Origin of the sequence: Piscinibacter gummiphilus (assembly GCF_032681285.1) — a bacterium.
Taxonomy (GTDB): domain Bacteria; phylum Pseudomonadota; class Gammaproteobacteria; order Burkholderiales; family Burkholderiaceae_C; genus Rhizobacter; species Rhizobacter gummiphilus_A.
Map to the genome: position 1 here is coordinate 5,363,909 of NZ_CP136336.1, position 11,764 is coordinate 5,375,672.

Below are 11,764 nucleotides of genomic sequence, written 5' to 3' on the forward strand. Positions count from 1 at the left end.
GGCAAAGCCGGCTCCGCGGGCGTAGCTCGATCAACGCTTCGCTTCGCTCGCTAAGGAGAACCGGATGAACACCAACCCGAAGCTCTGGCACATCGGCCTCGTCGGCTATGGCGAGGTCGGCCGCATCCTGGCCGAAGACCTGCGCCAGCTCGGCGTGAAGGTCAGTGCGCATGATTTGAAGCTGAAGAGCGAAGCCGGCTCGCCCTTGCGCCAGCACGCGGCCATCCACGGTGTCACGCTGCACGAGTCGCACGCTGAGCTCGCGGAGAACGCCGACTTCATCATCAGTGCCGTCACCGCGAGCCAGGCCGTGCCGGTGGCCGAAGCGTGTGCGCCGTCGATCCGCCCGAGCGCCTTCTTCCTCGACTTCAACTCTGCCTCGCCCGGCGCCAAGATCCGCGCGGCCGACATCGTCAACCGCAATGGCGGCCGGTACGTCGAAGGCGCGGTGATGACCTCCATCCCGCCCTACCGCATCAAGGTGCCGCTGCTGCTCGGCGGCCCCGACGCCAACGCGCTGATGCCGCTCCTCAACGCCCTCGGCTTCGACAGCAAGGTCACGAGCGAGAAGCTCGGCGTGGCCTCGGCCACCAAGATGTGCCGCAGCATCATGATCAAGGGCCTGGAGGCGATGGTGATCGAGAGCTTCACCACCGCGCGTGCCTACGGCGTGGAAGACGCGGTGATCGCGTCGCTCCACGAGACCTTCCCCGGTGTCGACTGGGAGAAGCAAGGCGCCTATTTCTTCCAGCGGGTGATCGAGCACGGCCGCCGTCGCAGCGAAGAGGTGCGCGAGGTGGCGCAGACAGTGCGCGAAATCGGCCTTGAGCCCTGGTCGGCAAGCGGCACCGCCGAGCGCCAGGCCTGGGTTGCCGACCTGGCCGACGCGGGCCTCTTCGGCCCCAAGGGCACGAAGGAATTCGCCCGCAGCGCCGACTGGCGCACCGAAGCCGATCGCCTGCTCGCCCAATTCAAACCCATCGACTGACAACATGAGTTTCGAGAAGACCCCTGGCTGGCTCGACTGGTACGCCGGCCCGAGCAAACCCGCCTTCACGCTGCCCGCAGGCGCGGTCGATGCCCACTGCCACGTGTTCGGCCCCGGCCATGAATTCCCCTACGCGCCCGAGCGCAAGTACACGCCTTGCGATGCGTCAAAGCATCAGCTCTATGCCTTGCGCGACCATCTGGGCTTCGATCGCAACGTGGTCGTGCAGGCCACCTGCCACGGGGCCGACAACCGCGCGATGGTCGATGCGCTCGTCCATTCGAAAGGCAAGGCGCGTGGTGTCGCGACGGTCAAACGTTCGGTGACCGACGACGAACTGAAGGCGATGAACGAAGCCGGCGTGCGCGGCGTGCGCTTCAACTTCGTCAAGCGCCTGGTCGACTTCACGCCGAAGGACGAGTTGATGGAGATCGCCTCGCGCATCGCCCCGCTGGGCTGGCACGTGGTGATCTATTTCGAGGCGGTGGACCTGCCGGAGCTGTGGGATTTCTTCACCGCCCTGCCGACCACCGTGGTGGTGGACCACATGGGCCGGCCCGACGTCACCAAGCCGGTCGACGGGCCGGAGTTCGAGTTGTTCGTGAAGTTCATGCGCGAGTACCCCAACGTGTGGAGCAAGGTGAGCTGCCCCGAGCGCCTGTCGGTGTCGGGCCCGCCGGCCTTGAACGGCGAACGCAATGCGTACCGCGACGTGATCCCCTTCGCCCGCCGCATCGTCGACACCTTCCCCGACCGTGTGCTGTGGGGCACCGACTGGCCGCACCCCAACCTCAAGAACCACATGCCCGACGACGGCCTGCTGGTCGACTTCATCCCGCACATCGCCACGACGGCCGAGTTGCAGAAGAAGCTGCTGGTCGACAACCCGATGCGGCTCTACTGGCCGGAAGAAGCCCGCTGAAGCGTCAACCGCCGCAGGAGACGACATGACCCGAGCGCTGATCTGCATGGCCCTCGCCACCACGCTGGCGGGATGTGCGTCGACGGGCGTGCTGACCGCGGCAGACCCGAAGGCGGGCTGCGCGTCGCTCAACGGCACCACCGTCACCGCTGACCTGATCGGCCTGCCGAGCGGCACCGCACGCGTGACCTCGGCCGCCTGGGTCTCGGCCAGCAAGCTCAGCGTGGCCGAGCGCGGCCCCACGCCGGCGGCCACCATCACGCCGGCCATGCCCGACCACTGCCGCCTGCTCGGCAGCATCGCCCCACTCGACCCGGCGGCGCCGCCCATCCATTTCCAGCTCAACCTCCCCGAGCGCTGGAACGGCCGCTCGGTGCAATACGGGGGCGGCGGCTTCAACGGCACGCTGATCACCGGCCTCTCGCTGCTGCCCGCCGCCCGCTTCGACGAAGCCGCGCCGCTCGCGCGCGGCTACGCCACCTACGGCACCGACTCGGGCCACCAGACGCAGGCTGGCCAGCCGCCGCAGGCCTTCGCGCTCAACGACGAGGCACTCGTCAACTTCGCGCACGCGTCGTACAAGAAGGTGCGCGACGTCGCCGTGGCGCTGATGCAGTCGGCCTACGGGCGTGGCCCGAGCCGGCTCTACTTCGTCGGCAGCTCCGAGGGCGGGCGCGAAGGTCTGACGATGGCCCAGCGTTACCCCGAGGCCTTCGACGGCATCTTCAGCCGCGTGCCGGTGATCCACTGGACAGGGCTGCAACACGCCGGACTTCGCGACGGGCTGGCGACGATGGGCGAGGGCTGGATCCGCCCGCCGCAGGTGAAGCTGGTGCACGACGCAGTGCTCGCCGCCTGCGACGCGCTCGACGGCGTGGCCGACGGCCTCGTGAGCGACCCGGTGGCCTGCAAGATGCGCTTCAAGGTCGAATCGCTGCGTTGCACCGGCGCACCGAGCGACACCTGCCTGTCCGCCGCGCAGGTGCAGTCGGTGAAGGTGCTCAACTCACCGCTGCGCTTCGACTTCGACCTCGCCCACGGCCTGCGCGAGTACCCCGGCCGCGGCCCGAGCGGCGAAGCCCTCGCCTCCTACGGCCCCACCGGCGGCTGGACGACCTGGTGGCTGGGCAGCACGCCGCCCTCGCTGCCGCCGCAGCAGAGCAACAGCATCGCTTGGTACTACGGTGCCGGCGCCATTCAATACTTCTACGCACGCGACCCGGCCTACGACCTGCTGAGCTACAAACCCGCGGACCACGAGAAGCGCATCCGCGAGGTCTCGGCACTGATGGACTCGACCAACCCCGACCTGAGCGCCTTCCGCGCGCGCGGCGGCAAGCTCATCGTGCTGGAGAACATGGCCGACTACGCGCAGAGCCCGTATGCCGGCATCGCCTACCACCAGGCCGTGGTGCAGGCGATGGGGCAGCCGGCGGTCGACAGCTTCTTCCACCTCTACACCGCGCCCAACGTCGACCACGTGGGCACCGGCGGGCCCGCCAACGTCGACATGCTGGGCGCGCTGGCCGACTGGGTGGAACGTGGCCAGGTGCCCGCCAGGCTGCAGCTGGTGGAGCAAAGTGCCAAGCTGCCCTTCACCGTGTCTCGCTCACGCCCGCTGTGCCGCTGGCCGCTGGTGCCGCGCTACCTCGGCAGCGGCAACGTCAATGCCGCCACCAGCTTCGAATGCCGTCCTTGAAAGGGCCTCCTCCATGCCGCTCGCCAAACCCTACCTCGACATCCCCGGCACGACGATCTTCGATGCCGAACAGTCCCGCAAGGGCTTCCACCTCAACCAGTTCTGCATGTCGCTGATGAAGGCCGCCAACCGCGAGCGCTTCAAGGCCAACGAGCGCGCCTACCTCGACGAGTGGCCCATGAGCGAAGAGCAAAAGCAGGCCGTGCTCGCACGCGACCTCAACCGCTGCATCGCGCTCGGCGGCAACATCTACTTCCTCGCCAAGATCGGCGCGACCGACGGCAAGAGCTTCCAGCAGATGGCGGGCAGCATGACCGGCATGACCGAAGACGAGTACCGCAACATGATGATCGCCGGCGGCCGCTCAGCCGAAGGCAACCGCAAGCTCGGCGAAGACGGCGACGCACAACCCCACCGCCAGCCGCAAGGCGCTGTCGGCAAAACGAAGTGAACTGACATGGCCCACATCACCGCATCCGTCTACACCTCGCACGTGCCGGCCATCGGCGCGGCGCTCGACCAGGGCAAGACCGGCGAGCCCTACTGGCAGCCCGTGTTCAAGGGCTACGACTTCTCCAAGCAATGGATGAAGGACCACACGCCCGACGTGATCTTCCTCGTCTACAACGACCACGCCACGGCCTTCAGCCTGGAGATGATCCCGACCTTCGCCATCGGCTGCGCCGACCGCTACCAGCCAGCCGACGAAGGCTACGGTGCCCGGCCAGTGCCCATGGTGGAGGGCGACGCCGAGTTCGCCTCGCACATCGCCCACTCGGTCATTCAAGACGACTTCGACCTCACCATCGTCAACAAGATGGACGTGGACCACGGCCTCACCGTGCCGCTGTCGCTGATGTTCGGGCAACCCGACAAGTGGCCGTGCAAGGTGATCCCGTTCGCCGTCAACGTGGTGCAGTACCCCGTGCCCTCGGGCCAGCGTTGCTACAACCTCGGCAAGGCCATCGGCCGCGCCATCGCGAGCTACGACAAGCCCTTGAACGTGCAGATCTGGGGCACCGGCGGCATGAGCCACCAGTTGCAGGGGCCGCGCGCCGGACTCATCAACAAGGAGTTCGACAACAACTTCCTCGACCGGCTGATCGCCGACCCTGAAGGCCTGGCCAAGGTGCCGCACATCGACTACGTGCGTGAAGCCGGTAGCGAAGGCATCGAACTCGTGATGTGGCTGATCGCACGTGGCGCGATGAGTGCCAAGCCCCCCAAGGTGGCGCATCGCTTCTATCACGTGCCCGCATCGAACACGGCCGTGGGCCACCTGATCCTGGAGAACCAAGCATGACCATCAAAGTAGCGCTGGCAGGCGCCGGTGCCTTCGGCATCAAGCACCTCGACGCCATCAAGCAGATCGACGGCGTGGAAGTGATCTCGCTGATCAGCCGCGACCTCGGCAAGACGCAAGAGGTGGCCGACAAGTACGGCATCCGGCACGTCACCACCGAGCTCGCCGACAGCCTCAAGATCAAGGAGGTTGACGCGGTGATCCTCTGCACGCCGACGCAGATGCACGCGGCGCAGTCGATCGCCTGCCTGGAAGCGGGCAAGCATGTGCAGGTGGAGATCCCGCTGTGCGACGTGCTGAAGGATGGCGAGAAGGTCGTGGCGATGCAGAAGCAGACGGGGCTCGTTGCGATGTGCGGCCACACCCGCCGCTTCAACCCCAGCCACCAGTACGTGCACAAGAAGATCGTCGCCGGCGAATTCAACATCCAGCAGATGGATGTGCAGACCTATTTCTTCCGCCGCACCAACATGAATGCGCTGGGCCAGCCGCGCTCGTGGACCGACCACCTGCTGTGGCACCACGCCGCGCACACGGTCGACCTCTTCGCCTACCAATGCGGCTCGCCGATCGTGAAGGCGAACGCGATCCAGGGCCCGATCCACCCGAACCTCGGCATTGCGATGGACATGTCGATCCAGTTGAAGGCGGCCAACGGTGCGATCTGCACGCTGTCGCTGAGCTTCAACAACGACGGCCCGCTCGGCACCTTCTTCCGCTACATCGGCGACACCGCCACCTACATCGCGCGCTATGACGACCTCTTCAACGGCAAGGAAGAAAAGCTCGACGTGAGCAAGGTCGACGTCAGCATGAACGGCATCGAGCTGCAGGACCGCGAGTTCTTCGCCGCCATCCGCGAGAAACGCGAGCCGAATGCGAGCGTGGCGCAGGTGCTGCCCTGCTACCAGGTGCTGCACCAGCTGGAGCAGCAGCTCAGCTAGTCGCCATCGCTTTCTTCAATACCCGGGCGTAGTTGCCGATGCAGATGTTGTGCAGCGCCGCCTCGGGCAACCCGCGCTTGGCCAGGTTTTCCACCACCTCGCGCAGGTCAGTGTAGTGCGTGAGCACGGGGTTGCGGCCAGCGCCGTCCATGTCGGTGCCGAAGGCCACGGCCTCGGGCCCGAGCAGGTCGACCATGCGCATGATCTCGTTGGCATAGGAGCGCACGCTATGCAGCGGGTACCCCGAATCGGACGGCACGCTCACGCTCCACAGCCCCACGATGCCGCCGCGCGCCGCGATGCGCCTGGCCTGCTGCGGCGACAGCGAGCGCGCGAGGTAGGCGCTGTCTTTCCAGCTGCCGCCGCGGCGGCTCACCCACGAATGCGACCAGATCATGGTCGCGTCGGATGCGGCCAAGGCAGCGTCGACGAACTCGGGCGTGGAATGCGCCAGGTCGACGAGGATGCCCAGCCGCTTGCATTCCTGGATCACCTGCAGCGCCGCCGGCGGCATGCCGTGGTGGTGCGGCGGCTCTGTCTGCAGGTCGCCAAGCGGCGACTCGATGTAGTGCACCAGCTGCAGATGGCGCAGCCCCATCGCGTGCGCCAGCGCCACACGTTCCGGCCGGCCTTCGAGGAAATTGGCCGACTCCGAGGCCATGACCACGTGCACCTTCCCCGCGAGGGCGGCGTCGACATCGGCCGGCACCAGCACCTTGGGCAGGTCCCACTGCTTCAAGGCAGGGTCGTAGCGCTCGGCCACCATCTTCTGGAAGCTCGCCCACAGCGCACCCGGCGCCGGCGCCCCCGTCTGCTTGATGCCGTGGGGCGTGGCCTTGATCCAGTGGATGTCGTCGACGAGGGTCCAGGCCATGAGCGTGGTGCCCGTCTCGGCCAGATGCTTGGGCAGGTCGAACTCCAGCGGGTTCTTGCGCATCATGGCGATGTGCGAATGTGTGTCGCCGATGGGCGTTCGCGCGCCGGTGGGTGGTGCACCGGCCGATGCCGGCAGGAGCCAGCTGCCCAGGGCCCACAAGCCAAGACCGCGACGCGAGATGGATGTTGTGTGCATGACGCTCCCCTGTTGGTCGCCGCAATGTACTGTTGCCCATCCCTGACCCGGTATTCCCCATGACCCTGAAACAACGCCCCCTCGGCCCTTTCCAGGTCTCGGCCCTCGGCCTGGGCTGCATGAACCTGAGCCATGCCTACGGCGCGCCGCCTTCGAGGCAGGACGCCGTGGCCCTGTTGCTGCGCGCACTCGACCTCGGCGTCACGCTCTTCGACACCGCAGCGCTCTACGGCTTCGGCCTCAACGAGACGCTGCTCGGCGAGGTGCTCAGCGCGCACCGCTCGAAGTTCACCCTCGCGAGCAAGGGCGGCCTGCACGGCAACGCCGAAGGCAAACGTGTGGTCGACGGCCGGCCCGAGACGATCAAGTGGAGCTGCGAGCAAAGCCTCAAGCGCCTGCGCACCGACGTGATCGACCTCTACTACCTGCACCGCTGGGACAAGCGGGTGCCCATCGAAGACAGCGCGGGCGCCATGGCCGACCTGGTGCGAGAGGGCAAGGTGCGCACGATCGGCCTGTCGGAAGTGTCGGCGGCGACGATCCAGCGCGCCCACGCGGTGCACCCGATCGCCGCGGTGCAGACCGAGTACTCGCTGTGGACACGCAACCCCGAGATCGCCGTGCTCGATGCCTGCCGCGAGATCGGCGCCGCGTTCGTCGCCTTCAGCCCGCTCGCGCGCGGCTTCCTCACCGGCACGCTGCGCGACGTGACAGGCTTGGGCGAGCGCGACATCCGCAAGACCATGCCGCGTTTCTCGCCCGAGACCTACGCGGCCAACCTGAGGCTGCTCGATGGCTACGCGGCCATCGCGGCAAGTGTGGGCTGCACACCGTCGCAGCTGGCACTGGCCTGGCTGCTGCACAAGGCAGACCACATCATCCCGATCCCCGGCACCCGCAGCATCGCGCACCTGGAAGACGACGTCGCAGCCGATGCGGTCAAGCTCGATTCCGGCGTGATGCAGCAGCTCGATGCGCTCATCAACCGGCACACCGTCACCGGCCCGCGCTACGACGCGATGGCCCAGGCCGGCGTCGACACCGAAGAGTTCGCATGAGCAAGACACCACTCGTGTTGCTCCCCGGCCTGCTGTGCGACCACGCCGTGTGGGCACCGCAGATCGAGGCGCTCGGTGAGCGCGTCGACGCCTACGTGGTGCACTACGGCGAACGCGACAGCCTCGTCGCGATGGCGCAGCATGTGCTCGACACCGCACCCGCCCCCCGCTTCGCACTCGCCGGCCACTCGATGGGCGGCCGCGTCGCTTTCGAGGTGTGGCGCCTCGCGCCCGAGCGGGTGACGCAGCTGGCGCTGCTCGACACTTCCTACCACCCCCTCGCGGCAGGCGAGGCTGGCGAGAACGAAAAGCTCGGCCGCTACACCCTGCTGGAGAAGGCGCAACGCGAGGGCATGCGTGCCATGGCCGACGAGTGGGCGCGTGGCATGGTGCACGAGAGCCGCATCGGCGGGCCGGTCTTCGAGGCCGTGCTCGACATGTTCGGGCGCAGCTCGCCCGCGGTCTTCGCGGCGCAGATCAAGGCCCTGCTCGACCGGCCCGATGCCGACCCGCTGCTGCCCACCATCACCTGCCCCACGCTCGTGCTGTGCGGCCGCGAAGACATGTGGAGCAACCCCGCACGCCACCAGCACCTGCACGCGCGCATCGCCGGCTCGACGCTCGTCGTGGTCGAACGTTGCGGCCACATGAGCACGATGGAGCAGCCCGAGGCGGTCACGCACGCGCTTCGGCAGTGGCTCGGCTGAGCGTGTTGACCACGGCGCCCCTCGTCGTTTACCCGTAGCTGAATCCTTTCATCGGGCGCGAGTGACCCTGCGTCGCAAGAAGCTTCAAGAAGAAATCGCACACGAGTGCAATATTCCGCGCCACCCTGAAGTACCTCAGGGCAACAAGGGCGCGGCACACACGCCCCCATGACAAGGAGACAGAGATGTCGTCACGCTTCATCCGGGCCATCGCGCTCACCGCCACCACGCTGCTGCTGGGCTCGGCCGCCTGGGCCGGCAACTTCACCAGCTCCTACTCGGCTGGCCTCTCCAGCTACTCGATCAAGGGCACGGAGCCTGCCTCGGGCAAGCACCCGGTCTTCATCTACACGGTGGGCACCACCGAGAACTACGACAACGCCCAGGCCATGGGCGCCGTGGCCGAGATGGCCGCCAAGGGCTTCGTCGCCGCCGCGGTGGAATACGACAGCGGCCTCTTCGGGACCTGCTCGCAGATCCTCTCGAAGGCCCGCTACATCTACAACAGCGGCTCCAGCAGCAGCGCGGTCTCGAAGCTGTGCGCCCGCGCCACCGCCGACTGCTCCAAGGGTGTGGTCGTGGCCGGCTTCAGCCAGGGCTCGGTGATCGCGATCAACGCGAAGAACTACGACAGCCGCGTGCGCGCTGCCTACGGCATGGGCGCCCACAACCTGTACACCACGTACATCATGAATTCGTGCATGAACGCCGGCAACTACACGATCAGCAAGAACAACGTGCGCATCGTCAACGGCCAGAGCGACGCCTTCCCGGGCGGCACCGCGACCACCGTGCGCTCGTCGTCTGAAGCCGTCGCCGGCAAGACCTGCGGCTCGTTGGCGTACGAGTGCCTGAACACCAACGGCAGCGGCTGGATCATGATCCGCGACAGCGCGGTGGGCGACGGCTCGGCCGACCACTGCTACCAGCGTGTCGGCGGCTGCCTCGGCCTGCAGAGCACCACCGACAACACCTGGCGCAACGGCACCACCAACTGGGGCCTGAAGGCCAACCTCAACTGGCTGAACGGCTTCGTCACGCACTGAGCGTGACGCTGTCGTGATGCGCGCTGCGGCCTCGCAAGGGGCCGCAGCGCACACGCTCTCATCCCACCGAGAAAAGGCCCGCCCGTGGCTGCCTTCTCCACCCCGTTCTGGTCGGCCGTGACCGGCGTGGCCGTGCTGGCCGCCGGCGTGGCCTACCTCGCGCGCCCATCCGACGACGCGCCCACGTCGGCCCATTCCTTGAGCGGCCTGCCCGACCGCAGCGCGCGGCTGGCCGACGTGGTGCTGCCGCCTGAAGCCGACGACACACCGGCACTGCGCGCCACCACCACCCTGCCGGCGGCCAGCCCCTTCACCGTCGACCACCTTGGCCGCCTGGTCGTCAGCGCCAGGACGCTGCCGGTGCTCGAGAGCTGGCTGGCCCTCGTGCCGCGCGGCCAGCCCCTCACACCGATCGAAGCACGCCTGCGCGCCGAACTGCCGCCGCTGGCCGCCGAGCGCGCATGGCCGCTGCTCAAAAGTTATGCGGCCTACCGCGACGCCGAGCGCGAGATGCTGTGCGCGCTGAAGGCGCAAGGCACGGTCGCGGCACGCGAGCTGCTCGACAGGACGATGGCGCTTCGCCGCCGCCACTTCGACACGGTGACGGTGCAGGAACTCTTCGGCGTGCAGGAAGCCCGTGCGCTCTACGCCAGCGAGGTCGCGCGCATCTTTGCCGACAAGACGCTCAATGAAGCGCAACAGGCCCAACGCCTTATGGCCTTGCGCATGAGCCTGCCGCCCGAGGTGGCCGCGCAGGAATTCGGCGGCACCGAGTTCTCGCTCGCGATGGAGCGCATCGCCGCGCAGATGCGCGAGGAAGGCGAGAACGACGACGAGGTGGTGTTCCGCCGCAAGCAGTTCGTCGAGGTCGAGGGCGCGAAGTCGCTGGTTGAACTCGAACGCGAGCAGGCCGAGACACAACGCCAGGCCTGGGAGCTTCGCCACCCCGCCTTCGTGCGCCAGCGCGAGGCACTCCTCGCCGCGCACGAGTTCGACTCGCCCGAACGCCAGGCGCTGCTCGACGAGCTGCTGCAACAGCACTTCAAGGGCGAGCAGCTGACCGAGGCGCGCCGCCTCGGCCTGCGCTGAACGCACCTCACCGATCCCCCGTTCGACAACACAACCCCAGGAGACCAGAAATGAGCACCATCGGAAAGCGCCTGCTGCAACTCGGCATCGCCGTGCTGGCCACGTCGGCCAGCGTCAGCGCCCTCGCACAAACAGCCTTCACCAGCAGCTACCGCGGCGGCACCAGCAGCCTGTGCACCAGCAGCTACACCATCACCGGCTACGAGCCCTCGACCTCGGGGAAGTACCCCGTCTACATCCACACCGTGGGCACCGGCGAGGACTACAACAGCGAACTGACCATGACCCAGGTGAAGGCCATGGCCGCCAAGGGCTTCGTCGCGGCCTCGGTCGAGTACGCGAGCGGCAGCTTCGGCTCCTGTTCCACCATCGGCGCCAAGGCCCGGTGCATCTTCAACGGGTCCAACAGCAACAGCGCCATCGCCAAGCTGTGCGCCCGCGCCAAGGCCGACTGCTCCAAGGGCGTGGTCACCGGGGGCCTGAGCCAGGGCTCGATCGTCTCGGTGCTCTCCCGCAACTACGACAGCCGCATCCGCGCCTCCTACGGCCAGGGCACGGGCACCAACTACTCGATCTACAACCTGAGCTCGTGCATGAACAACGGCGGCCACACCCAGGCGGCCGACCGCATCCGCATCGTCAACGGCGAGTCCGACAGCTTCGTCGGCCCGACCGCCAGCAACGTGCGCACCGCCAGCCAGGCCATCACCGGCCTCTCGTGCGGCAGCAGTGCGCTGTCGTGCTTCCGCAGCAACGGCAGCGGCTGGTACATCGTGAAAGGCGCGGAGGTGGAAGACGGCTCGGCCGACCACTGCTACATGCTGGTCGGTGGCTGCACCGCGAGAACACTCGACAACGGCTTCAAGACCGGCAGCGCCGCCTGGCAGATGGACGCCAACCAGAACTGGCTGAAGAGCTTCGTCACGCCGTGACGGC

General features: G+C 67.5%; 12 protein-coding genes. 11 read left to right on the top strand and 1 reads right to left on the bottom strand.

Annotation, left to right across the window (positions count from 1 at the left end):
• The first annotated feature begins 64 nt into the window (after nt 1–64).
• Genes RXV79_RS25485 through RXV79_RS25510 form a run of 6 tightly spaced genes read left to right on the top strand, consistent with a single transcriptional unit; the run spans nt 65 to nt 5,856 of the window.
• Nucleotides 65–988, top strand: coding sequence for a DUF1932 domain-containing protein (locus RXV79_RS25485; RefSeq protein ID WP_316700943.1), 924 nt, complete (start codon nt 65–67; stop codon nt 986–988).
• A gap of 4 nt (nt 989–992) precedes the next feature.
• Nucleotides 993–1,910: an amidohydrolase family protein gene (locus tag RXV79_RS25490; RefSeq protein WP_316700945.1), complete on the top strand. Its 918-nt coding sequence runs from the start codon at nt 993–995 to the stop codon at nt 1,908–1,910.
• Between the two features lie 25 nt (nt 1,911–1,935).
• Nucleotides 1,936–3,609: a tannase/feruloyl esterase family alpha/beta hydrolase gene (locus RXV79_RS25495; protein WP_316700947.1), complete on the top strand. Its 1,674-nt coding sequence runs from the start codon at nt 1,936–1,938 to the stop codon at nt 3,607–3,609.
• Nucleotides 3,610–3,622: 13 nt separating this feature from the next.
• Nucleotides 3,623–4,060 (top strand): protocatechuate 4,5-dioxygenase subunit alpha, encoded by a 438-nt coding sequence (ligA, locus tag RXV79_RS25500; RefSeq protein WP_316700949.1) that lies wholly within the window; start codon nt 3,623–3,625, stop codon nt 4,058–4,060.
• A gap of 6 nt (nt 4,061–4,066) precedes the next feature.
• A complete protein-coding gene (locus tag RXV79_RS25505) occupies nt 4,067–4,912 on the top strand; it encodes a class III extradiol dioxygenase subunit beta (protein ID WP_316700950.1) in 846 nt (281 codons plus the stop codon).
• A complete protein-coding gene (locus RXV79_RS25510; RefSeq protein ID WP_316700951.1) occupies nt 4,909–5,856 on the top strand; it encodes a Gfo/Idh/MocA family oxidoreductase in 948 nt (315 codons plus the stop codon). The genes RXV79_RS25505 and RXV79_RS25510 overlap by 4 nt, the downstream gene beginning before the upstream one ends.
• On the opposite strand, the gene RXV79_RS25515 is transcribed toward RXV79_RS25510, so the two are convergent.
• A complete protein-coding gene (locus RXV79_RS25515) occupies nt 5,849–6,928 on the bottom strand; it encodes a dipeptidase (protein WP_316700953.1) in 1,080 nt (359 codons plus the stop codon). The two genes, RXV79_RS25510 and RXV79_RS25515, sit on opposite strands and share 8 nt — an antisense overlap.
• A 65-nt stretch (nt 6,929–6,993) precedes the next feature.
• Between RXV79_RS25515 and RXV79_RS25520 the strand changes: the two genes are divergently transcribed.
• From RXV79_RS25520 to RXV79_RS25540, 5 genes are all read left to right on the top strand, one after another.
• On the top strand, nt 6,994–7,986 hold the full coding sequence (locus RXV79_RS25520; RefSeq protein WP_316704205.1) for an aldo/keto reductase: 993 nt from the start codon (nt 6,994–6,996) through the stop codon (nt 7,984–7,986).
• Nucleotides 7,983–8,693 (top strand): alpha/beta fold hydrolase, encoded by a 711-nt coding sequence (locus tag RXV79_RS25525; RefSeq protein WP_316700955.1) that lies wholly within the window; start codon nt 7,983–7,985, stop codon nt 8,691–8,693. Before RXV79_RS25520 ends, RXV79_RS25525 begins: the two co-directional genes overlap by 4 nt.
• Before the next feature lie 185 nt (nt 8,694–8,878).
• Nucleotides 8,879–9,739 (top strand): hypothetical protein, encoded by an 861-nt coding sequence (locus RXV79_RS25530; RefSeq protein ID WP_316700956.1) that lies wholly within the window; start codon nt 8,879–8,881, stop codon nt 9,737–9,739.
• 84 nt (nt 9,740–9,823) lie between these two features.
• Nucleotides 9,824–10,828: a lipase secretion chaperone gene (locus RXV79_RS25535; protein WP_316700957.1), complete on the top strand. Its 1,005-nt coding sequence runs from the start codon at nt 9,824–9,826 to the stop codon at nt 10,826–10,828.
• 50 nt (nt 10,829–10,878) lie between these two features.
• On the top strand, nt 10,879–11,760 hold the full coding sequence (locus RXV79_RS25540; protein WP_316700958.1) for a hypothetical protein: 882 nt from the start codon (nt 10,879–10,881) through the stop codon (nt 11,758–11,760).
• Nucleotides 11,761–11,764 lie beyond the last annotated feature (4 nt).